General features: G+C 48.7%; 17 protein-coding genes. 10 read left to right on the top strand and 7 right to left on the bottom strand.

What is annotated here, in order from left to right; genetic code table 11:
* Positions 1 to 104 precede the first annotated feature (104 nt).
* Positions 105 to 2819: an HTH-type transcriptional regulator MalT gene (gene malT / locus M988_RS00365; RefSeq protein WP_064572454.1), complete on the bottom strand. Its 2715-nt coding sequence runs from the start codon at positions 2817 to 2819 to the stop codon at positions 105 to 107.
* 539 nt (positions 2820 to 3358) lie between these two features.
* Between malT and malP the strand changes: the two genes are divergently transcribed.
* The 9 genes from malP to M988_RS22195 all read left to right on the top strand — a co-directional run bounded on the left by malP (position 3359) and on the right by M988_RS22195 (position 19506).
* A complete protein-coding gene (malP, locus tag M988_RS00360) occupies positions 3359 to 5767 on the top strand; it encodes a maltodextrin phosphorylase (protein WP_064572453.1) in 2409 nt (802 codons plus the stop codon).
* Positions 5768 to 5802: 35 nt separating this feature from the next.
* Complete coding sequence (gene malQ / locus M988_RS00355; protein ID WP_211271663.1) at positions 5803 to 7938, top strand: 4-alpha-glucanotransferase; 2136 nt, start codon at positions 5803 to 5805, stop codon at positions 7936 to 7938.
* 331 nt (positions 7939 to 8269) lie between these two features.
* Positions 8270 to 10489, top strand: a complete 2220-nt coding sequence (gene glgB, locus M988_RS00350; protein ID WP_064572451.1) for a 1,4-alpha-glucan branching protein GlgB — start codon at positions 8270 to 8272, stop codon at positions 10487 to 10489.
* A complete protein-coding gene (gene glgX / locus M988_RS00345) occupies positions 10473 to 12452 on the top strand; it encodes a glycogen debranching protein GlgX (protein ID WP_064572450.1) in 1980 nt (659 codons plus the stop codon). The genes glgB and glgX overlap by 17 nt, the downstream gene beginning before the upstream one ends.
* A gap of 65 nt (positions 12453 to 12517) precedes the next feature.
* Entirely contained in the window at positions 12518 to 13801 is a 1284-nt protein-coding gene (gene glgC / locus M988_RS00340; RefSeq protein WP_064572449.1) for a glucose-1-phosphate adenylyltransferase, read from the top strand.
* 46 nt (positions 13802 to 13847) lie between these two features.
* On the top strand, positions 13848 to 15278 hold the full coding sequence (gene glgA, locus M988_RS00335; RefSeq protein WP_008815647.1) for a glycogen synthase GlgA: 1431 nt from the start codon (positions 13848 to 13850) through the stop codon (positions 15276 to 15278).
* A gap of 94 nt (positions 15279 to 15372) precedes the next feature.
* Entirely contained in the window at positions 15373 to 17820 is a 2448-nt protein-coding gene (gene glgP, locus M988_RS00330; RefSeq protein WP_064572448.1) for a glycogen phosphorylase, read from the top strand.
* 239 nt (positions 17821 to 18059) lie between these two features.
* Positions 18060 to 18902 (top strand): helix-turn-helix domain-containing protein, encoded by an 843-nt coding sequence (locus tag M988_RS00325; protein WP_064572447.1) that lies wholly within the window; start codon positions 18060 to 18062, stop codon positions 18900 to 18902.
* 316 nt (positions 18903 to 19218) lie between these two features.
* Complete coding sequence (locus M988_RS22195; RefSeq protein WP_008815650.1) at positions 19219 to 19506, top strand: PapB/FocB family fimbrial expression transcriptional regulator; 288 nt, start codon at positions 19219 to 19221, stop codon at positions 19504 to 19506.
* Positions 19507 to 19587: 81 nt separating this feature from the next.
* Here M988_RS22195 and glpD read toward each other — a convergent pair whose 3' ends face one another.
* From glpD to glpE, 6 genes are all read right to left on the bottom strand, one after another.
* A complete protein-coding gene (gene glpD / locus M988_RS00315; RefSeq protein WP_004096959.1) occupies positions 19588 to 21075 on the bottom strand; it encodes a glycerol-3-phosphate dehydrogenase in 1488 nt (495 codons plus the stop codon).
* Positions 21076 to 21317: 242 nt separating this feature from the next.
* A complete protein-coding gene (locus tag M988_RS00310) occupies positions 21318 to 21719 on the bottom strand; it encodes a type II TA system antitoxin MqsA family protein (RefSeq protein WP_114445449.1) in 402 nt (133 codons plus the stop codon).
* Positions 21703 to 22014 carry a type II toxin-antitoxin system MqsR family toxin gene (locus M988_RS00305; RefSeq protein WP_004096963.1) on the bottom strand — a complete coding sequence of 104 codons (312 nt, stop codon included), beginning with the start codon at positions 22012 to 22014 and terminating at the stop codon, positions 21703 to 21705. The genes M988_RS00310 and M988_RS00305 overlap by 17 nt, the downstream gene beginning before the upstream one ends.
* A 249-nt stretch (positions 22015 to 22263) precedes the next feature.
* On the bottom strand, positions 22264 to 23022 hold the full coding sequence (locus tag M988_RS00300; RefSeq protein WP_004096965.1) for a DeoR/GlpR family transcriptional regulator: 759 nt from the start codon (positions 23020 to 23022) through the stop codon (positions 22264 to 22266).
* 33 nt (positions 23023 to 23055) lie between these two features.
* Positions 23056 to 23892 (bottom strand): rhomboid family intramembrane serine protease GlpG, encoded by an 837-nt coding sequence (gene glpG, locus M988_RS00295; protein ID WP_039186087.1) that lies wholly within the window; start codon positions 23890 to 23892, stop codon positions 23056 to 23058.
* 152 nt (positions 23893 to 24044) lie between these two features.
* Positions 24045 to 24374: a thiosulfate sulfurtransferase GlpE gene (gene glpE / locus M988_RS00290; protein ID WP_008815654.1), complete on the bottom strand. Its 330-nt coding sequence runs from the start codon at positions 24372 to 24374 to the stop codon at positions 24045 to 24047.
* Positions 24375 to 24647: 273 nt separating this feature from the next.
* Here glpE and M988_RS00285 point away from each other — a divergent pair, with 273 nt between their 5' ends.
* Complete coding sequence (locus M988_RS00285; protein ID WP_039186093.1) at positions 24648 to 25082, top strand: hypothetical protein; 435 nt, start codon at positions 24648 to 24650, stop codon at positions 25080 to 25082.
* The last annotated feature ends 148 nt before the right edge of the window (positions 25083 to 25230 follow it).

Below are 25230 nucleotides of genomic sequence, written 5' to 3'. Positions count from 1 at the left end.
AACTCGGACGCCTGCACGATGTGCATGTAGATTTCAGAGCATTAGGCGTACGAAATCCTTCACGTTTATAACATTGGGGATCCGCCTTACTTGGGCAAATACACTTACACCCCATACCCCATCATCTTCATAATATTCTGCGCCTGCTGCACCGCTTCTTGGCGATGTGCTACACCGAGTTTTTGGTACAGGTTGCGGATGTGAGTTTTGATAGTGGTTGCCGCGACGTCCAGTTCACTGGCAATTTGCTCATTACTGTAGCCGGAGTAGATAAGTCCAAGTACCTGCCACTCGCGTTGGGTTAGCGGGCTAGTGCGGATCAGTTCCGGCACTTGCGGATGGTTTAACAATCGCTCGACAAAGCTTTCGTCGAAATGAGCGAATTTATGGCGATGATGTTGGTTAATGTCACGCAAAATACGCTGTGCACGATGCTGATCTAGCTCTGGTAACGTGTTGAGCTGCAATAGCTGGCGCAACTGCTGAGCCATTACCTCTCCTTCAATCACAAAGTGGCTCACAAAACCCGTGCGGTTGGCTAAATTCAGCGCTTCAATCAGTACACGTAGTGCCTCGCTTTTGCGATCGGTATTCCAATACAGCAAATTGCATAACAATAGATTACGGTTGAGATCGCTAACCAAACGCAGCCGACGAGCCTCTTCATTTAGCTCGTCCAACACCACTTCGGCTTCCTCATAGCGCCCTAATAAAATCTGTACTCGAGCAATATTACGCCATTGCCCTTGCAAGAAGTGGTTATCAGCACGAGAAGGTTTCTCGGCCTGCATCAACCACTGTGAAGCAGCCGCGCGATCACCCGTCATTTGCCAAGCTATCACCCGAGGCTTATCGGCGTTAGTTTGCCAATCACGATGATAATGCCCAGATTGCAGCAGGTTCTCACAGCGGCGCAAATACTGATTGGCGTTATCCAGATCGCCGCGCGCTAATGAGCACTTCGCCAGCATCGCCAAACACTGTAACTGTTGCTGAGGTTCATAGTTAGCAAGGACGGCTAAGCCTTTACGCGCGGCCTCTTCAGCTTCATCTAAACGCATCCACGACCATAGAACCTGCGAGCGAATCCTCAGCAAAAACTCATGCATTGGCAGTTGTTCTAAGTGCTGCTCATTGATGAGCTCGAAAGCTTTTTCCTGTGTCTCATAGGCGGCCTGTAGGAAGCCCTGTGCAATCAGGATTTCGCTCTGTTGCAGCATCGCCCACAGCGCGTAGTGGTAAGCCTGATGACGGCGAGCCACCTGCTCGGTTTGCTGCATCATTGGCAACGCGCGGGATAAATCCCCTTTGCAGTGGTGCACTTCGCCAATCACGGAGCTGGTGACAATGCGGCTATAATAGCTGCTGATCGGTAAATGTTTCAGAGCCTCAACGGCAAGCTTTTCTGCCTCGTCAGGAAGTCCATCATTGATTGCCACCTGCGCGCGCAACGCATCAAACTCGGCCAACATAGCGGCATCAATGACAATATTCTGCACATTCATTTCATGTTCGGCACGTTCCAGCAAAGTATTCACTTCGCTGTAGCGATGTTGGCTCTGCGCCAGCCACGCCTGTAGCAACGCCAAACGCGGATTCTGGATCAGTTTTTCATAAGGAAGGGCATTCAAGCACTCTTCCAGCAACGAGAGTTCACTTTGATGGAACAGCTCCCATGCATGCTGCAATAAAACATCGCGCAACATGTCGACATCTCCGGCCGCTAAGGCATGATGAATGGCCTCGGCGGGAAATCCTTGGTCCAGCCAGCCTTGAGCAGCACGACGATGCAGGTCGGGTAAATCAGCGGCCAATTCCCATTGGCAACGCTGCCGCAAGAAGTTGGCAAACAAGGGATGAAAACAGAACCACTCCCCATCAGCATCCATGCGATGAATAAATAAGCCTTGTCGCTCCAGCTCTTCCAACTGTTGCTGACCGTTATCTTCGCCAGTTAGCCGCACCAGCAAAGCATCATTCATCGAGCGCAGCACTGAGCAGCGCAACAAAAAGTTACGGGTACTGGCATCAACCCGATCGAGAACCTCATCAACCAAATAGTCAGAGAGATGGCTGGCATTAATCTTGGCAAGACGGCGCGCAGACTCTTGTGCCGTAGTCGTAGACTGGCGCACAGAGAGTGCAATCAGCTGAAGCGCCGTCGGCCAGCCTTCAACTTCATCACACAGTTGATGACTTTCAATATCAGGCAGCGGAGATTTCAAACGATGATTGAAAAACTGAGAGGCTTCTTGATGGTTAAAGGCGAGCTGTTTGGTACCCACTTCCAACAACTGTTCACGTACGCGGAGGTTAGCAATGCCCAGCGGCGGCAGAGTACGTGAAAGCAGCATCACCGTGAGATTGTCCGGCTGGTGGCGCAGGAAAAAGCGCATCGCTTCATGGATTTGTGCATTAGTAATCAAATGATAATCATCGATGACTAAACACAGCGGAGAATGCCAATCAGAAAGCTCGATAAAGAGCTGCGCAAATAATGCAGAAAGCGTGGCGTACTGATGCTTTTGGCTCATCGCTTCGCTTTTGTGGCAGTGTCCACCGGTTGCCTGCTGCAAAGCGGCAATCAGGTAACTTGCAAAACGCTCTGGCTGATTATCGCTTTCATCAAGAGAGAACCAACCTAAATTGGTATTTTCCTCTGCCCATTGCGCCAGCAGCGTCGTTTTACCATAGCCCGCTGGCCCATTCACTAATACCAGCCGGTAATTACCGGCTGACGCTAGTTTGGTTAATAGCCGTTCGCGTACCACCGTATTTTGTAGCCGTACCGGACGGCTTAATTTCGACGGAATTAGCATGGTAAAACCCCACAAAGAAAGCCCAAAGCAAACCACAGCAATATTCACTAAAAATATGGCTTTATTTATTTCGCGCTTCGTAATTAATTAGTCATGTTTAACTTGGGATATCACGCCATTTAATGCAACAGACCACGATGACTTGGTAGCAGGAAATTGCAGTCGATCACATTTCTCATAACTTCTTACCTCTTTGCCTAAAAATTGAATCAACACCGTTTCATTGATCCTCGGTTTAGGTTACGGAGGTCTCTTTACTGACTCCAAAGCAAATATTTTCGGCTTCCTCACATTTCATATCTATTCTTAACAATTTAGTTGTTGGTTTCTTATACAAGAACTGAGTTTTTGGCGTTACATTCAAGTTATCGAAACTAGATTTTTCCATCTGCTGTACGACAGAGAGTAGGTATGGATCACAGTTTTGACTACGCCCCGCCCCTCCTCCCCGCCTCATCCCTCTTCGGGAGGATGTTATAAAACCGGTGGGTCGGCAGGATATCGTCAATTCCTGAACTTTATGCTTGAGAGAGACTGATATGTCGCACATCCCATTTGATAAGGACGTATTCCTGGCGGCACTTACCCGTCAATGGCAACACTTTGGACTAACCGCATCCAGCCAGATGACGGAGCATCAATGGTGGCAGGCGGTAAGTGCAGCTATTGCTGAGCAGCTATCGGCGTTACCTCAACCAAAGGCACTGGCCAAAAGCGATCTCCGCCACGTGAACTATCTATCCATGGAGTTTCTCATTGGGCGCCTCACTGCCAACAATCTGATCAATCTGGGCTGGTATGACGCGGTAGAAAAAGCGCTCGCCAAGCATGATGTTTTGCTCAGCGATTTATTGGAACAAGAAACCGACCCCGCCTTGGGCAACGGCGGATTAGGTCGCTTAGCAGCCTGCTTCCTTGACTCCATGGCGACCGTAGAACAGCCAGCTACTGGCTATGGCCTATGCTATCAGTATGGTCTGTTCCGCCAATCCTTCAGCGACGGTCATCAGATGGAAGCGCCAGACAACTGGGAGCGCGAAAGCTACCCGTGGTTCCGTCATAACAGCGCATTAAACGTAGACGTGAATTTTGGCGGTAAGCTGATTAAGCAAAAGGAGGGTAACGTTTTATGGCAGCCAGCATTAACACTTCGCGGAGAAGCGTGGGATCTGCCCATTCTGGGTTATCACAATGGTGTAAGCCAACCACTGCGTCTGTGGCAAGCCACCCACGCGCATCCATTTGATTTAACCAAATTCAACGATGGTCAGTTCTTAAAAGCGGAAAGCGATGGTATTGAAGCAGCCAAACTCACTAAGGTTCTCTATCCAAACGATAACCATCAAGCGGGTAAACGCCTACGACTCATGCAACAGTACTTCCACTGCGCTTGCTCTGTAGCCGATATCCTGCGCAAACACCATTTAGCGGGACGTAAACTGGCCGATTTACCTAAGTATGAGGTTATCCAGCTTAACGATACCCATCCAACCATCGCGATCCCAGAACTACTGCGCGTGCTGTTGGATGAGCATCAAATGTCGTGGGATGACGCATGGGCAATCACCAGCAACACCTTCGCCTACACCAACCATACCCTGATGCCAGAAGCACTAGAGTGTTGGGACGAACGTTTGGTGCGTAGCCTGTTGCCGCGCCACTTCGACATCATCAAACAAATTAACGCCCGCTTCAAAAAGCAGGTGCAGAAACAGTGGCCAGGCGATGAGGCCGTGTGGAGCAAACTGGCCGTTCATCACAACAAGCAGGTGCGCATGGCAAACCTGTGCGTCGTCGGCGGTTTTGCCGTCAATGGCGTTGCCCAACTGCATTCTGATTTGGTCGTAAAAGACCTGTTCCCTGAATACTACCAACTGTGGCCGAATAAATTCCACAACGTGACCAACGGTATCACGCCACGCCGCTGGCTGAAGCAGTGTAATCCAGCACTCGCAGGACTGATCGACAGCACGCTGAAAACCGAGTGGGCCAATAATTTAGACGCGTTGAAAACGCTAGAGCCTTATGCCGACGATGCGAACTTCCGCCAGAAATATCAGAGCATCAAGCGTGAGAATAAAATCGCACTGGCGAAGTATGTAAAAAACGTGATGGGGTTAGAGCTGAACGTTGATGCAATCTTCGACGTGCAGATTAAACGACTGCATGAATATAAGCGCCAGCATCTAAACCTGCTGCATATTCTGGCTCTCTATCATGAGCTACGCGACAACCCACAGGCAAACCGTGTACCGCGCGTATTCCTGTTCGGAGCAAAAGCCGCTCCGGGTTACTACCTCGCAAAAAATATTATCTATGCGATCAACAAGGTTGCCGAAAAGATCAATAACGATCCGTTAATGAAAGGTCGTTTGCAGGTAGCATTCATCCCTGATTACCGTGTCTCTGTGGCGGAATTGATGATACCTGCGGCCGATATCTCAGAACAGATCTCCACTGCGGGTAAAGAAGCCTCTGGCACTGGCAATATGAAGCTCGCGCTCAACGGCGCGTTAACCGTTGGGACGCTGGATGGCGCTAACGTTGAAATTGCACAGGAAGTGGGTGAAGAGAACATCTTTATCTTCGGACAAACCGTAGAACAGGTAAAGGCGACCTTAGCCAAAGGCTATCAGCCAAAAGCAATTTATCGTAAAGACAAACAACTGAAGCTCATTCTGGATGAGCTCGCCAAAGGGCATTACAGCAATGGCGATAAGCACGCCTTCGACCCAATGCTGCATAGCCTGTTAGACGGCGGCGATCCGTATCTCGTATTAGCCGACTTCGCCGACTACTGTCGTGCCCAGCAAGAAGTGGACGTGCTGTATCGCGATCAAGATAAATGGACTCGAGCAACCATCCTCAACACCGCTCGCGTGGGTATGTTCAGCTCTGACCGTTCTATCCGCGATTATCAACAGCGAATCTGGCAGGCCAAGCGTTAAGGAGCTGTTCCATGAAAGAGAAAACAACACCGCCAATGGAACAAATTACGCAGCATCAGCAAGACGAACGCAAGCTGCTGGAAAGTTTGGCGGCGCAAGCAGGTATCGCCGCCAGCTATATCAATGCCCATGGACAACAGCAAGCGATTAGCACTGAAACCAAACAGCGTCTGCTGGAAGCGATGCATCCATTCACGCCGACGCAGGTCGGCTCACCGGTTCCACCGGTGGTGGTGTTTACTCAGGGGCGCCCTTGCCATCTCAATCTCCAGACCGTTGGGGAATACACGTGGACGCTGACTTTAGAATCTGAACCAGCAGATAAGCAGGCGCGAACGGGCGTACACAACGGCAAAGTACAGCGGCGTAAAAACCTGACCCTGCCGCGTGATTTACCGTTGGGCTACCATCAGCTAACGTTGCGTGATGAACAACAAGCGTGGACGTGCCAAATTATTGTCACGCCTACGCGCTGCTTTGAACCCGATGCGCTGCTCACCGGCCGTAAACTCTGGGGAGCCTGCGTACAGCTTTACACCTTACGCTCGGACAACAACTGGGGAATCGGTGATTTCGGCGACCTTAAGCAGATGGTGCTGAACGTCGCTAAACGCGGGGGCGCTTTTGTCGGCCTAAACCCTATTCATTCTCTCTATCCTGCTAATCCGGAAAGCGCCAGCCCCTACAGTCCATCTTCTCGTCGTTGGCTCAACGTGGCCTATATCGACGTGAATCAGGTTGAAGAGTTCAAGCATAGCGCTGAAGCCCAAGCATGGTGGAATAATGCAGAAACTCAGTTGCGCCTCAGCGAAGCCAGAGCTAGCGAATGGGTCGATTACACCAGCGTTATCACGCTCAAGCTCAATGCACTCCAACGGGCATATCCTGAATTTACTAAACAAAAAAGCAGTAGCAAGCGTCTGAAAGCTTTCCAGCACTTTGTGCAACAGGGTGGAGAAAGCCTGTACCAACAGGCCGCCTTCGATGCCCTGCATGCGCATCTCAGCGCTCAGGACCCGACTATGTGGGGGTGGCCAGTTTGGCCTGATAATTTACGCAACGCAGACAGCAGCGGCGTGGCCGAGTTTTGCCACCAACATGCGGATAAAGTCGATTTTTACCTCTGGCTACAGTGGCTGGCATATTGTCAGCTCTCTGAATGTTTTGAAGTTTGCCAGCAGCAAAAAATGCCGATTGGCTTATATCGCGATTTAGCGGTAGGCGTAGCCGAAGGCGGCGCCGAAACATGGGGCGAAAATGGGCTCTACTGCTTGAAAGCTTCCGTTGGCGCACCGCCGGATATTCTCGGCCCGTTAGGGCAAAACTGGGGGCTGCCACCGATGGACCCTCACGTTATGGCCGCTCGAGCCTATCAACCGTTCATCGATATGTTGCGCGCTAATATGACCTGCTGCGGTGCCCTACGTATCGACCATGTCATGTCAATGCTGCGTTTATGGTGGATACCCTACGGTGAAACTGCCGATAAAGGTGCCTATGTACGCTATCCAGTCGATGATTTGCTGGCAATTTTGGCATTAGAAAGTCAGCGCAATCACTGTATGGTTATCGGCGAGGATCTGGGTACCGTACCGGTTGAAATTATCGCTAAATTACGCGATTGTGGAGTGTACTCCTACAAAGTGTTGTATTTTGAGCACGATCAGGACAATAGCTTCCGTGCCCCGCAATCCTATACCGTGCAGGCCATGGCGACTATTACTACCCACGATCTACCGACGCTGCGCGGCTACTGGCAAGCCGATGATTTACATCTAGGCAGAGAGCTCGGCCTTTATCCCGATTTAGACGTCCTCAGACAGTTACATGCCGATCGCGAAGTGGCTAAGCAAGGATTGCTAAACGGTTTACATCAATACGGATGTGTACCGAAAAAAGTAGGTCACCGCGCCAATCACTTAGCAATGAGCCCGACGCTTAATCGAGGTTTGCAACGCTATGTCGCCGATAGCGCCAGTGCCCTACTCGGCTTACAGCCTGAAGACTGGCTGGATATGGAAAAACCGGTCAACATTCCCGGCACCAGCGATCAATATCCAAACTGGCGTCGTAAGCTGACACATACCCTTGAAGAGATGTTTAACGATCCTAACGTTAACCTTTTGATTCGCGATTTAGATAAACGCCGCCGTAAGGTTTCAGCGGAATAATCATTGTCTTCACGTTAAGAGACCGTAGGCATATTTTCTACGGTCTCACACCACGCTTATTTCTTTCCCCAGAAAAATAACTGCTGTTTAGCACATACATCTATAAAAGCTGACTATGCTTAAAAATGGTTAATTTTAAAACTAACCAAAGAATAAGAAAGCCTGCAAACGTTCGCGCTGTAGCGATTTGTGCCTTTGTTTTTTTGTTGAGAAATTATTGAGCAACGCTCCACAAAAAACATTCTAAATGGCGAGCATGATGTTATTAGCAACTATTCGAAAACGAATAATTGAAAAATAGACTCATGCTGTGAATTAAAGGAAGAATGCCATGTCCGTACTTCCCAGCAGTCAAATGATGCATCAACTGCTCTCAGGCCAGTGTGCTGACCCTTTTTCTATTTTGGGCATGCACAACACATCCAAAGGCCTCGTGGTGAGGGCTTTATTGCCAGATGCAACATCTGTACAGGTACTCGATCGTAAAACGATGCGCAAAGTCGCTGAGCTTGAGCGAATTGACGAACGCGGCTTTTTCAGCGGCCTCCTACCGAGACGCAAAGCACCTTTTGATTATCTACTCCGTGTCGAATGGAACGATCACCAGCAGATCATCGAAGATCCCTACCGCTTTGGGCCGTTACTCGGTGAAATAGATAATTGGCTACTCACCGAAGGTAAACACCTACGCCCCTATGAGCGTTTAGGTGCACATCCCACCCATCTGGCGGACATCAGCGGCGTAAGCTTTGCCGTTTGGGCGCCAAACGCACACAGGGTTTCCGTTGTAGGCGAATTTAACTTTTGGGATGGCCGCCGTCACCCAATGCGGATACGCCAAGAGAGCGGAATTTGGGAACTTTTTATTCCCGGTGTCCATGCGGGTCAGCTGTATAAATTCGAACTTATTGATGCCAACGGCAAAACGGTTTTAAAAGCCGATCCCTATGCTTTTGAAGCCCAAATGCGACCGGATACTGCGTCCTTGATCACTCAGTTGCCACCCAAAGTCCCCACGGATGAGAAACGTAGTGCAGCTAACCAACTTAATGCCCCAATCTCTATCTATGAGGTGCATTTAGGCTCATGGCGACGCCATAGTGACAACAATTTCTGGCTCAGCTACCGCGAAATGGCGGAACAACTGGTGCCTTATGTCAAAGAGATGGGATTCACCCACCTTGAACTGCTACCGATCAACGAGCATCCCTTCGATGGCTCTTGGGGCTACCAACCACTAGGGATGTATGCTCCAACGCGCCGTTTCGGCACGCCGGAAGATTTTCGTTACTTCATGGATAAGGCGCACGAAGCTGGCATCAACGTACTGCTTGATTGGGTTCCAGGACATTTCCCTAGTGATATCTGGGGATTAGCAGAATTCGATGGTACTGACCTATATGAATATTCAGATCCGCGCGAAGGCTATCATCAAGATTGGAACACGCTGATTTATAACTATTCACGCTACGAAGTACGTAACTTTTTGGCTGGTAATGCGCTGTATTGGATGGAACGTTACGGCATTGATGGCCTACGTGTGGATGCCGTCGCCTCAATGATCCACCGCGATTACAGCCGCAAAGAGGGCGAATGGATCCCCAACTGTTTTGGCGGAAACCACAATCTGGAAGCCATCGATTTTCTACGCTATACCAATAAAACCATCGGTGAGCAGCGTCCCGGCGCAGTCACGATGGCAGAGGAATCGACGGATTTTCCAGGCGTAACTTTGCCACCAGACGCCAATGGGCTAGGTTTTCATTACAAGTGGAATATGGGATGGATGCACGACACGCTGGATTATATGAAGCTCGATCCAGTGCATCGCAAATACCATCATAATTTAATGACATTCGGCCTGCTGTACGCATGGAGCGAAAATTTTGTGCTGGCGCTATCGCACGATGAGGTGGTGCACGGCAAGCGTTCCATGATCGACAAAATGCCCGGTGATGCATGGCAAAAATTTGCCAATCTGCGTGCCTACTACGGCTTTATGTGGGCTCATCCAGGCAAAAAGCTGCTGTTTATGGGCTGCGAATTTGCACAGGGGCGCGAATGGAATTTCGAGACCAGCCTCGACTGGCATTTGCTAGAGGGCGAAGACAACTGGCACAGCGGCGTACAGCGTTTGGTGCGCGATTTAAACCATTGCTATCGCGACTATCCGGCGCTGCATCGCTGGGATTGTGATTCGCGCGGCTTTAGCTGGCGCGTGGTCGATGACCACGAAAACTCCGTTTTCGCCTTTGTACGCCGCGATGAAGTCGGCAACGAGGTTCTGGTTGTGAGCAACTTTACGCCAGTTCCACGTAGCTATTACCGCATCGGCGTCGAGTATGCAGGTCACTATAGCGAAATCCTGAACACCGACTCTTTCTATTACCACGGCAGCAATAGTGGGAATCAGGGGGGGATCGATAGCCAGCCAGTCGGCAGTCATGGCTGCGAGCACTCCATTGAGCTCACTGTTCCACCACTAGCAACGCTTTATCTACAGCTAACCCCTCCATTGCAAGAGGAGCTGATTGATGCTGAAACCCGGTAAACCGGGCCCGTTGGGTGCCCACATCACGCCAGAAGGCATCAATTTCGCCCTTTTTTCGTCACATGCGACGCGAGTTGAGCTGTGCATTTTTGATAAAAGCGGGCATCAGGAATCTTATGAACTCCCCGCCCGCAGCGGTGACGTTTGGCATGGGCTTTTAACGGGGGCTAAAGCGGGATTGGAATATGGATACCGCGTACATGGTGATTGGCGGCCAGAGAAAGGCCAACGGTTTAATCCAGCCAAATTGCTGATCGACCCCTACGCTCGAGTTTTAACCGGCACGCTTCCGCTCGATGAACGTCTCAGCGGGGGGCTAAACGAACCAGACTGGCGCGACAACCGTGACGTGGTTCCCCATTGCATCGTGAGTGAAGAATCTTACGACTGGGGAAACGATCGACCGCCAAATGTGCTGTGGGGCGATACTATCATCTACGAAGCTCATGTCCGTGGGCTCACTCAGCAGCATCCAGATATTCCCGAAGAGTTACGAGGCAGCTATGCCGCGCTGTCTCATCCGGTGATGATTGAATACTTCAAACGATTAGGTATCACCGCACTCGAATTGCTACCGGTACAGCTACATGCAGATGAACCACGCCTGCAAAAAATCGGTCTGACTAACTATTGGGGCTACAACGTCCTTGCCCCTTTTGCCATTGAGCCCAGTTTTCATTCTGGCAGTGCCAAAACAACGCCGCTTAGCGAATTTCGCGATGCGGTAAAAGCGTTACATGCCGCTGGCATAGAGGTGATCCTCGACATCGTGTTTAACCACACCGCCGAGCTAGATGAAACGGGCCCGATGGTGTCGCTACGCGGCATCGACAATCGCAGCTATTACTGGCGTAACTCACACGGAGCCTTGGAAAACTGGACGGGGTGCGGCAATGCGCTGCGTTTAACTCAGCCTCACAGCGTGCAATGGGTGATGGATTGCCTACGCTATTGGGTTGAGGAGTGCCACGTCGATGGTTTCCGCTTTGACCTCGGTACTATACTAGGCCGTAACGCCGATTTTCATCGCCATGCACCTCTGTTTATCACCATCGCTCAAGATCCTGTGCTCGCGCGAGTAAAGTTTATCGCCGAACCGTGGGATATCGGCCCCAATGGCTACCAGTTAGGCCATTTTCCACTCACGTTCTCCGAATGGAACGATCGCTACCGCGACGAAATCCGCCAATTCTGGCTATGGGGTAATATCAGCGCCGGCGTCTTTGCTGAACGCTTCGCGGCTTCCAGCCAGCTATTTCGACACCATGGTCGGGCGCCTTCCTCCAGCATCAACCAAATCACCGCTCACGATGGTTTCACCCTGCACGATTTAGTCAGCTTTAACGACAAGCATAATCTGGCTAACGGAGAAGAAAATCGTGACGGCACCAACAGCAATTACAGCAATAACCACGGTGTTGAAGGATTAGACGCAAATGAGGATATTCAGCGCCATAGAAACCGCAGCCAGCGGGCTCTGCTCGCCACGCTACTTCTGTCACAAGGCGCGCCAATGCTGCTCGCCGGTGATGAAATGGGTCATAGCCAGCAGGGCAATAACAACGCCTATTGCCAAGACAATGAAATTGCCTGGCTGGATTGGTCTTGCGCGGACGTCGCTTTAACTGAATACACCGCTTCACTTATCCAGCTACGAAAACGTATTCCTGCCCTGTGTGCAAATCGTTGGTGGGATGAAAACGACGGTAGTGTCCGTTGGCTGAATGCCAATGCAAAGCCGCTAACAACCGAAGAATGGCAGTCCCAGTCGCCAACACTACTACAAGTTCAGCTGTCTGGAGACTGGCTCATGATCGTCAATCCTGCGCAGCACGACGTGGAGATCGGCCTGCCTGCAGGTCATTGGCAGGTGTCTGCGCCGTTCAAAATGCTCACAGCAGGCAGCAATTCAGCACAGGCGATCATGCCCGCGCATAGCGTTTGTGTACTGACACGTTCATAGCCCTACATCGCCCAGTCCAAGATGAAAATAAGCGGACTGCGCGCATAAAAACAAGGAGTCAGGAAATGGTTAAGTCAGAAAATCAGAACCAATTGATGTTGGCGCGTCAATTACCTCAGAAGTCTGTTGCCCTGATTCTGGCAGGTGGCCGCGGCTCCCGCTTGAAAGATCTCACCAAGACGCGCGCTAAACCCGCGGTTCACTTTGGCGGTAAGTTTCGCATTGTAGATTTCGCACTATCAAACTGTATCAATTCCGGCATTCGTCGTATCGGCGTCATCACTCAGTACCACTCACACACGTTGGTGCAACATATCCAGCGCGGTTGGTCATTTCTCAATGAATCGATGAATGAGTTTGTCGATCTCCTTCCTGCCCAACAACGTGATGCGTCCGAACATTGGTACAAAGGTACTGCTGATGCGGTATATCAGAATTTAGATATTATTCGCCGCTATCATGCCGAATTTGTCGTGATTCTGGCTGGTGACCATATCTACAAAATGGACTACTCGCGCATGCTGATTGACCACGTGGAAAGTGGAGCAGAATGCACCGTGGCCTGTATTCCGGTTCCTCGGCATGAAGCGAGTGAGTTTGGCGTGATGGAGGTCGGCGACGATAACAAGATCCTACAATTTTTAGAAAAACCGCAAAATCCACCCGCCATGCCCGGCAGCGAAGATATGTCTTTAGCCAGCATGGGGATTTATGTTTTCAACGCCGAATATCTTTATCAGTTGCTAGAAGAAGATATGAGCCTTGCAGACTCCTTCCACGATTTCGGTAAAGACCTGATCCCCAAAATCACGGCTCAAGGCAAAGCGTGGGCGCATCCGTTCACACTCTCCTGTGTCACTAGCACTGACGACGATACCGTTCAACCTTATTGGCGTGATGTGGGCACGCTGGATGCCTATTGGCGTGCCAATCTTGACCTCGCCTCTGTCACACCCGAGCTCGACATGTACGATAAGCGTTGGCCAATTCGTACCTACATGGAATCGCTGCCTCCGGCTAAATTTGTTCAGGATCGCTCCGGTAGCCATGGCATGACCATGAACTCGTTAGTGTCTGGTGGCTGCATCATTTCTGGCTCAGTTGTCGTGCACTCTGTGTTATTCCCCCGCGTGCGTGTGAACTCGTTTTGCACAATTGATTCTTCCATTTTGTTACCCGACGTCAATATCGGCCGCTCATGCCGCCTGCGTCGATGCATCATTGACCGAGCCTGCGTACTGCCGGAAGGCATGGTCATTGGAGAAAACGTTGAAGAAGACAGCAAACGCTTCTACCGCTCTGAAGGCGGCATAGTGCTAGTTACGCGCGAAATGTTGGCTCGTTTGTGACGAAGCATAGGGCCGATCTATCACTCGTTTCGATTGAGGAGTACCGATGTACGTATTGCACGTCTGTTCTGAATTATTTCCCCTGCTGAAAACAGGTGGATTAGCCGACGTTGTCGGTGCAATGCCTGCGGCGCAAATTGCTCAGGGAGCAAATGTGCGCGTTCTGCTTCCCGGATTTCCTGCTCTAAAAGAGGGAATCCCTGAGACTCACGAAGTCGCGACGCTGGATACCTTTGCTGGGCGCATAACGTTACGCTTTGGCCATTTTCAAGGCGTTGGTATTTATTTGATTGATGCACCGCACCTGTATGATCGTCCCGGCAGCCCTTATCACGATCAGGCGATGTATGCCTACTCGGACAACCATCGCCGTTTCGGATTATTAGGATGGGTTGCTGCCGAACTGGCTAGCGGCTGTGATCATTACTGGCGTCCGCAGGTGGTACATGCCCACGATTGGCATGCGGGTCTTGCCTGTGCTTATCTCGCTGCCCGAGGTCGCCCAGCCCGTTCGGTCTTTACCGTGCATAACCTCGCCTATCAAGGACTCTTTTCTGCCCATCATATGGCTGAATTATATCTGCCACAGGATTTCTTTCAGATTTATGGGCTTGAATTTTATGGACAAATCTCGTTCCTCAAAGCAGGTCTGTTCTATGCCGATCATGTCACCACGGTCAGCCCGACTTACGCCAAAGAGATCACTCGCCCCGAATTTGCCTACGGAATGGAAGGGTTACTGCAACAGCTTCTACGAGAAGGCAGGCTGAGCGGAATTCTCAACGGCGTCGACGACGCTATCTGGAACCCTGCCACGGACGAGCTTATCGCCAATCCCTATCAGCGTGAGAACCTCAAAGACAAGGCCGTGAATAAGCAACATCTGCAAACCGCAATGGGGCTGGATGTCGATCCAGAGAAACCTATTTTTGCCGTTGTAAGCCGCTTAACCAGTCAGAAAGGTTTGGATTTAGTGCTCGAAGCATTGCCCACATTGTTGAAAGGAGGGGGGCAGCTGGCATTGCTGGGTGCCGGTGATGCACCTTTGCAAGAGGCTTTTCTCGCGGCAGCGGCAGCTTATCCTGGTCAAGTTGGCGTGCAAATCGGCTACCACGAAGCATTCTCACACCGAATTATCGCTGGAGCAGACGTCATTTTAGTGCCAAGTCGCTTTGAACCTTGCGGGCTCACCCAACTTTACGGGCTGAAATACGGCACGCTGCCGCTGGTGCGCCATACTGGAGGTTTAGCCGATACGGTTAATGATTGCTCACTGGAAAACCTCTCCGAAGGCAGCGCCAGTGGTTTTGTCTTTAATGAATGCGATGCTAAAGACCTATCGAACGCGCTGCGCCGCGCCTTTGTCCTTTGGACTCGCCCGACATTATGGCGATATGTACAACGGCAGGCGATGGCGCAGAACTTCAGTTGGGAGAAAGCCGCCGTAAGCTACCTTGACCTCTATAACCGACTTTAGTCTGAGACAGAATTTGTCGGCATCGATGGACTAATCACATTCGATCACCATCCATGCTGTAACCCATGTTTTTCATTACCGGGGTGTACTGATTATGACTTCACCGTTTAGCTATACTTCGCCCGTTGTCAGCGTCGAAGCGCTCAAACATTCGATTGCTTACAAGCTCATGTTTGTCGTCGGTAAAGACCCGTCAATTGCTACTCAGCATGACTGGCTAAACGCCACGTTATTTGCAGTACGCGATAGAATCGTCGAGCGTTGGCTGCGTTCAACCCGAGCTCAATTCTCACAGGATGTTCGTCAGGTTTACTATCTTTCAATGGAGTTTTTGCTAGGCCGCACGTTGTCTAACGCATTGATGGCGATCGGCGTATACGACGAAATTAAACAAGCTCTGGATGAAATGGGGCTGGACCTCGAGGAACTGATCGATGAGGAGATCGACCCTGGGCTCGGCAACGGCGGTCTAGGCCGTTTAGCGGCCTGTTTTCTCGACTCAATGGCCACACTCGCCCTCCCAGCTCGCGGCTACGGCATTCGCTATGAATACGGTATGTTCAAACAAAATATCGTTAACGGGCAACAGGCAGAATCTCCCGATAACTGGCTAGAGTATGGAAATGCATGGGAGTTCGTGCGCCATAATACTCGCTACCGTGTTCGCTTCGGAGGACGAATTCAGCAAGAAGGCAACCGCACTCGCTGGCTCGAAACGGAAGAAGTTTTAGCCCTTGCCTTCGATCAAATCATTCCTGGTTTTGATACCGATGCGACAAATACCCTGCGCCTTTGGTCTGCACGCGCCAGTAATGAAATCAATTTGGGTAAATTTAATCAGGGCGACTACTTTGCCGCCGTGGAAGATAAAAATCACTCTGAAAACGTATCGCGGGTACTTTATCCTGATGACTCGACTTATTCAGGCCGAGAACTGCGCCTACGACAAGAGTATTTCCTCGTATCCGCGACGGTGCAGGATATCCTCCATCGTCATTGGCAAACACATCACACACTAGAAAACCTAGCTGAAAAGATCGCTATCCACCTGAACGATACCCATCCGGTGCTTTCTATCCCAGAACTCATGCGCCTGCTGATTGACGACCATAAATTTGAGTGGGAAGCAGCTTGGGTCATCGTCGTACAAGTATTCTCCTATACCAACCACACGCTAATGAGCGAAGCGTTAGAAACTTGGCCTGTCGACATGCTAGGCAAGATCCTGCCGCGCCACCTACAGCTGATTTTCCAGATTAACGACCACTTCTTAAAGGATGTAAAAGAGCAATACCCCGATGACGATGCGCTGCTTTCTCGTGTTTCAGTGATTGACGAAACGAACGGCCGCCGAGTACGCATGGCATGGTTAGCCGTGATCGCTAGCCATAAGGTGAACGGCGTTTCTGAGCTTCATTCAGAACTCATGGTACAGTCACTGTTTGCCGATTTTGCTCGCTTATTCCCAAACCGCTTCTGTAATAAAACCAACGGTGTGACACCGCGTAGATGGCTAGCGTTGGCCAATCAGCCATTATCTAAAGTATTGGATGAAAATATTGGGCAAAGATGGCGCACTGATTTAAGTCAGCTCAATGAGTTACTGCCACACATTGATTATCCGACGTTCATTCGCGATATTCAGCAAGCCAAACTGCATAACAAAAAACAGCTTGCCCTTTACGTTGCACAAAAGCTGAACGTGGTGTTAGACCCGAATGCTCTTTTTGATGTCCAAATCAAAAGGATCCACGAATATAAACGCCAGTTACTCAACGTGTTACACGTCATCACTCACTACAATCGTATTTTACAAGAGCCGGAAAAAGACTGGACACCACGAGTGAAAATCTTTGCGGGTAAAGCGGCCTCCGCATACTACAACGCCAAACAGATTATTCATTTGATTAACGACGTGACGAAAGTTATCAATAATGACGAGCGTATCAAAGGTAAGCTGAAAGTTATATTTATCCCTAACTACGGCGTAAGTTTGGCACAAATGATCATCCCTGCAGCGGATCTCTCCGAACAAATTTCAACGGCAGGCACGGAAGCATCGGGCACCAGCAATATGAAATTCGCGCTCAACGGAGCACTGACGATTGGTACGCTGGATGGTGCTAATGTAGAGATGTTGGATCACGTGGGTGAAGAAAATATCTTTATATTTGGCAACACCACAGAACAGGTTGAGGCTCTGCGGAATAATGGCTACAACCCGCGCCAAATCTACGAACAGGATCCTGAGCTAAATCAAGCACTCACTCAAATTGCTACGGGTGCTTTCAGTCCTGACGATTCACGCCGCTACGCAAGCCTGTTTGACTCATTGGTAAACTTCGGCGATCACTATCAACTATTAGCGGATTATCGAAGCTATATTGATACGCAAGATAAGGTTGATGAACTCTACAAGAATCGCGATGAATGGACTCGCCGCACAGTGATGAATATTGCCAATATGGGGTATTTCTCATCCGACCGAACGATTCAAGAATATGCCGATGAAATATGGAATATTAAGCCAGTGAAGCTGTAGGGGGATTAGCTGGGCTATGAGGGTTGTGCTCTTGCTGTGGGTCACACAATCAGAACACCTTCGTAGCCCTTCTCCATTCATCTCACGCTCACAGTGTGATACTCATCCGAGTGAGAAGGTGTACGGGATAGCACATCGCGAAGTGAAAATTTAAAAAAAATTATAAAAATTTGCGCAAAATGGAACGTATATAACATCTGGAGGACTAAAATCATCATCAGTCGCTTCGGAGAGGATATATGGACAGCAAAACTTGCCGTAACATTCTTTATTGGGTTGAGCGCAATATCTATACTGGCGCATCGATAGCACAATTGGTTGACGTTATTGGCATGAGTCGTCGAACGCTAGAAGTTAAGTTTCGACAAAATTATGGTATTTCTTTGGGTGCATATATTTTTAGCCGCAAGATGACTCGAGCAGCCGTCACTTTAAAGTTTAGCCGGTTGCCAATTACAGAAATCGCTATAGGGCTTCATTATCATAGTGGGCAGAGTTTTTCTCGAGCATTCCAGCGTTTTTTTGGTAAAAGTCCGACGGCTTACCGAAATGACATAACGTGGAATACTCATATTTTGCAGTTCACTTTTTTGTACGCACTCCCTGATTTTCGAGCAGAGATAATTTTTTGGGATGAGCCTCGGTTTATTGCTGGCAATAAAATAAATTACAAAGCTCGTACCGACATAGACGATCGTAGCTTTATTGATAATATTAGGGGTTATGCTAACGAGCATCTAAACAATGATGCTGACAGTATTTGGGTCACCACCTCGATTAATGATATTAGTTGCATCACAACTAGTAGAGATGATTTAGTGTGTGTTGAGGCAACAGTAGGTATTACTGTTGAAAATGAAGAAGAATGCTCCATGACTATCCCTAAGGGGCAATATGCCATGTTTAGTTTTCATGGCTCTTGGGAGGATTATTATCTTTTCTCAAAGCTGATATTTATAAAGTCGCTTGCTGAGCACGATTTACAGTGGGCTAATAATACAAGCATCTTAAATATCCATTCATTATGCAATGAGAACCATAAAATTCATTGCGACATGTATATACCTATTTTAAAGATATAAGAACTTGATGTGAATATTAATTTTACCTTTGCAAATTTATAACTGAGTGCCGTTTAGCAGATAAATATTAAAGTGGCATATTTACACTACATTAATTGAATAAATCACATTTTAAATAATAGAGAGCCATTAATATAGTTTTAATATCACCTTTAAGCTTGGTTTTTTATTTCAAAACCGAATTCGTAACGTAAATAAGTTATCAATTCAATATCAATTCGTTACATGATAATAACCCAGAAGCGGTGGATAAGGTAAGACTGCGCCAAATTATAAACTTAGGCGATGAAGTATCCTTAATAAATGGAGAATAGTGATGGAAAATAACCATGAGGAAAAGCATGTTAATAAAAGACATGCGAAGCTAGGAAAACTCATCCCAGGTCAGGTTGATATCAGACTTTTTCGCCTACTATCGATGGTTTGCGTCATGCATAGCCCAAGTATCAGACAATCACTCGAAGATGTATTAGTCCATGGCAAAAACCGTCGAGAGGCATGTGAATCTAACGGTGTTGCGCAGAGCTATTTTTCTGTTAAATATCGTCACATGCAAATGGTCAGCCATACCGTCGCTCAAATTTGCAACTTTACTGGAGAATAGAACATCACCCCCCAATGGTACATGAGTGCAGTGACACGCTTTGGTGGTCACTGCACTCATAATCATAACCAACAGGATATCCTAATTCACACGGTGTTCTCTTATCCACTCAGCCACACGTTGTTTCTGACCTTCATCTAACCACATACCCAGCTTAGTGCGTCGCCAGATAGCATCATCAAGCTCGACAACCCACTCTTCTGCGATAAGGTAACGCAATTCTGCCTCATAAAGGTTGTGGCCAAAATGTTCGCCCAGATCCTCCAGCGATTGTGCCGTACCCAACAGTTGTTCAGTGCGAGTACCGTAGGTACGTGCATAGCGGCGCGCCAGAGCCTCTGGTAACCACGTGAAACGGCGACGTAACTGCGCTGCATAGCTATCACGATCGGTACCTAAGTCGCCCCCCGGCAGTACCGCGTTTTTAGTCCATGCTGGGCCGCAGTTTTCGTAATAACCAGACAGCTTCTCAAGCGCATGTTCAGCCAGCTTACGATAAGTTGTTAACTTACCGCCAAACACGGAGAGCAATGGCGCTTTGCCATCCTGATCGTGCACATCTAACGTGTAATCACGAGTGATCGCCTGTGGTGAATCAGACTCATCATCACACAACGGACGAACACCAGAATATGTCCAGACGATGTCTTCTTTGCCCAACTGTTTCTTAAAGTGATCGTTGTAAACTTTTAGTAGATAATTCACTTCGTTATCATCGATTTTCACATCATGCGGATCGCCATGATATTCCACGTCGGTCGTACCAATGATTGAAAACTCATCCATCCAAGGAATAACAAAGACAATACGATGGTCTTCGTTTTGCAGAATGTAAGCCTGTGGCTGATTATGCACACGCGGCACAACAATATGGCTGCCTTTAATCAGACGAATACCATATGGAGACTTCAGTTCTAAACCGTCATCAAAGAAGTGTTTTACCCATGGGCCAGTCGCATTAACCAGACCTTTGGCACGCCACGTCAACGTTTCTCCGGTGTCTGCATTTTTGGCCTCAACCACCCACAGGCCGTTTTCACGATAGGCACGAGTAACCTGAGTTCGCGTGCGAACCTCACCACCACGCACCACAACTTCTTGCGCATTAAGCAACACTAAACGCGCATCATCCACCCAACAGTCTGAATATTCGAATCCGCGCGTTAAGCTGGATTTCAACACTGAGTCTGGGCCAAAACGCAGCCCTTTACTGCTCGGTAAGCTAGTACGCTTGCCCAAATGGTCGTACAGGAATAAACCAGTACGAATCATCCAAGCGGGACGCAAATGGGGCTGGTGCGGTAGGCGAAAACGCATTGGGAAAGCAATATGAGGTGCAAGTTTCAGCAAAACCTCACGCTCTGCCAGCGCTTCGCTGACCAAACGAAACTCGTAGTGTTCCAGATAGCGTAGACCGCCATGGATTAATTTGGAACTCGCCGATGATGTTGCGCAGGCCAGGTCTTTTGCTTCCAGCATCAGAACGGAAAGCCCGCGTCCTGCCGCATCCGCAGCGATACCGGCACCGTTAATGCCACCACCGATAACGATCAAGTCTTTGGTTTCCACTTTCCCCTCCGGATGCTCGAAACAGTTCTAATTCTGTCATTGATGATAGAAAAACAAGCAAATAATGTTCGTTTACGAGCATTATAATACTCACAAACAAACATTAGCGCCACAAATTAACCAAACAAAAACATTTTCGCGTGATGAAGATAACAGTTAAGAGATAATAAAATTACATATTGTGTGGTTATTTGGTGAGGGGGCGCCCAAGCAGAACGGCTCAGGCACAAGGAATAGTTAGGTTAATCGCGGATTTCAGCGAGCAGTTCGGGATGTTTATCTAACAGCTTTAACAGTTTGATAGTGGAAACATGGGGAAGAGCCTTGCCTGTCTCATAGCGTGAGAAGGCGTTGACCCCACCGCCAAAGATCTCACCGGCCTCACTTTGAGACAGATTAAGCTTTTTTCGCATCGCGATAACGAACTCAGGTTCAATGATAGAGGCATTTACCTGTTTGTTAAAATCTCCCATGATGCTATCAATACGAATTGACTCCTCAGTGAAAACAACACCCTCCCCACAGTTGAGACACCAATCAGCGCCAACAGCCTTAACGATTATCGTCTGACCTTTGTAGGTATAAGGCATATCACGGTATTCCTTTACCGTATTCACTGAGCCACATTCAGGACATATCATCATTCAGCTCCTTAAAAGAAACGATCAACACTTCATCAATTACCGTTAACTTCACATAGAGAGACACTTTATCCAGATGGCAGTGGTAAACATCTTGCCAAACTCGGTGGTTCTCATAGGTCGTCATACTTTTATGAAAGTCCTGCGTAGACAATTCGCTCACTATTCGATACATATCAGCACGACTAAAATTTAGCTGTCTTGCGTTCCGAGACGACAATGCTGTTGCTCTAATCAACCCCTTCCCTATCAGACTCCGTATCTTTTCTAATCGGCAATGCGGTGTTCGCTTTTCCATCTGCTCTCCTTAGCAATATAACCTAGTAGGTTAGTTTTATCGATGAATAAACCACCCGATAGCAATTTATTTCGCCATCCAAATGGCTCAAGGAGTAAAGCGTTCACTTGCGAAGTTTGATCGGAGAAATCAGAGACAGATGCACAGCAGACAGAATATTTTGGAATCACCAACGCATTTGTAACAAAGCAAAACGCACAGAACAAACAGGCTCTGTGCGTTTAGGCGCGAGGCGCGGGAAGGGGAAAATCAGCAGATTTCGAGCTGTACTTCGTGCTGTTCGATAATTTTCTGGATACTTGCCGGTGGCTGTTCATCGGTGAAAAGATAATCGATGAGGTCCATATTGCCCAAGTTAACCATCGCGTTACGGCCAAATTTGGAGTGATCCGTAACCAGAATGACGCAGCGTGAGTTTTCTATAATCGCTCGCTTGGTGCGTACCTCATGGTAATCAAACTCCAGCAGCGAACCATCCATATCGATACCGCTGATACCAAGAATGCCGTAGTCCAAACGAAACTGTGAGATAAAATCGAGCGTTGCTTCCCCCATGATGCCACCATCCCGAGTACGCACTTCGCCACCAGCCAAAATCAAACGAAAATCCTCTTTGCCCATTAACAACGTCGCTACGTTTAAGTTATTGGTCACGACTCGGAGGTTGCGGTGATTCAGTAGTGCATGAGCTACGGCTTCTGGCGTAGTGCCGATATCAATAAACAGCGTAGCGCCATCTGGGATTAGGCTCGCAACGTGCTGAGCAATACGTGCTTTTTCATCCGACCACATGATTTTACGATCGTGATAGGCCGCATTTACTGAACTGGATGGCAGCGCAGCACCACCGTGATGGCGCTGGATTTTGTTTTGTTCAGCCAGATCATTCAGGTCGCGGCGAATCGTCTGTGGGCTTACCGCAAAATGTTCAACCAATTCTTCTGTGCTTACATACCCTTGCTGGCGAACAAGATCGATTATCGCGTCATGGCGCTGTGTTTGCTTCACGTCAATTCCCCTGAGTTACCGGATGTCCGGCGGTTAGGCGTTATTTTTACGCTGATGATGGGTATCCCAAAACGCCATCAACAATCCAATCACTAAACCAGCAATATGCGCGCCGTTTGCAACCGACATTCCGAACCAGTCGAAATGCCCAGCCACCAGCCACAGTACTGAAATCACCATCAGGCCACGCGGCATATTCACGCCCATCTGAGGCGATCGCTCACCACACCACCATACATAGCCCATTAGCGCATATACCACACCAGATAGACCACCAAAATTGGAACCACTAAACAGAGACTGCGCCCATCCGCTCATAAAGGCCGATACCAACGCAATTTGCAGCAGTTTCCCAGCACCGAGGCGTTTTTCAACCTGCCCACCAAGATACCACCACCACATCAGGTTGAAGATGATATGCACCGCAGAGAAATGCAAGAAAGCATGACTCACCCAGCGCCAAACTTGAAAGTATTGGCTAGAATCAGCTGGCCACGCCAGCCAGTTCATCACCGCGGCGTCACCGAGTACTACCATAAACAAATAGACGACGACGCAAATCGCCGTGATGCCTACGGTGAGTGGACCCGTCTGGCGAGTAAAACTCTTTAGATAGCTAAAATTGGAATATTTCAAACCGCTATGGGTTGACCCAGAATGCCAACTTGCCGCCTGATAACGTGGATGCAAAGGCTCCTGAAGGAAACGAGTCAGCTCTTGTTCCACCTGTGCCTGTCGGGAGTCATCGGCGAGCCAAAGCACAACTTCATCATTGTGAACTTCCAGTTCTAAACGAACGCCTTGTGTCGCCATGTAGTCAATAAACGCCTGCGCCAGACGTGGATTAGACAGGGAAATAATACGAACCATGAATACCTGCTTATTAAAATAGCACCGCATATACCCTAAATCATTCAAGTTGCAGGACAAAAAGGCTAATCTTCAGTTAGAGGCTGGGATGAACACACATAGCCAATGCACATGCAACTTGAGGTATGACGGGTATAAATGCCTTATGAGCGCTACAGGGATGAAGTCTCAACCTGCTGGGGATAAGCGCGCACCCACGCTTCAAACCCGCCGTCGATGCTATAAACCTCTTCAAATCCCTGATGCAGCAAATACTGAGCCGCACCTCGGCTACTATTACCGTGATAGCACATCACCATCACCGGCGTATCAAATTCATTGTTTTGCATAAAGTTTTGTAATGTGGCATTGGTCAGATGGAACGCTCCTGCGGCATGCCCAGCGGCATAGCTCTGCGGATCGCGAATATCAACTAACACTACATCTGGCTGCTGTAACTTTTGCTGTGCCTGCTCAACTGAAATTGCGACAAACTGTTCCATAACACCGATCCATTTTCTTCATCAAATTGCCCGCATTGTAACGAACATGTTATAAACAAAAAACCGCATTAAGCGCATGGATTCGTTGTCAAAACAGCCTATCAGCTTAGCTGAAAGACCTTCAAGAGATTGCGGTTTTTCGCAAAAAAAGCAAGAACAAAACGAGCAATGACGAAAATTTAGGGAATAAAATCACTCATATTTGCCTTCTCCTGCCACGCAAAGCACGATGAAATGCCTTAGACTTAAAGCTATAGCGTTATAGGAGGTCTTATGAACACCCGACTACGTCTTTTACTTCCAGCCCTATTGCTTTCCCCGATGGCGCTCCAACTATTGAGCACCGATGCCAACGCTCAGTCTGCGGTTATGCAGCAACAACAGCAAATGATCCAGCAGCAACAGCAGGGGTTCCAAAATCAGAGCAACACCTTCAATCAGCAGCAGTTACGCAATACCCAAACACAGATTCAGCGTGACAATCAAGCACAGCAACTACATCAACTCAATGAAAATATGCGATTGAATGCCGATCAGCAATGGCAAAACAACAATCAACAACGCATGCTCAATAACCAGAATCGTCAGCAACGCCAACAGCAATTACAGCTGAATCAAATGGACCAGCAGAAAAAGGCAAATAACCAAAGAATGCTAAATCAGCAGAATACGGTGGATCAGAATAAAAAGAATAATGGGGGGTACTAGTGGGATAGCCCCGTCTTACGGGCGCCTATTCGTATCGAGCTTCATTGGTAGATGAGTAAAGGCGTACGGGTTAGGGAAGCCAGCTCGCACTCTAGCAATATCCGCTTCGGTTTGGAACGCTAATCCTCTATGGGATTGCGGTGAAATA

The organism is Hafnia paralvei ATCC 29927 (assembly GCF_001655005.1).
GTDB classification, from domain to species: Bacteria; Pseudomonadota; Gammaproteobacteria; order Enterobacterales; family Enterobacteriaceae; genus Hafnia; species Hafnia paralvei.
The sequence above is the reverse complement of the archived record's forward strand: the minus strand, read 5'-3'. Positions and strand labels throughout refer to the sequence as shown.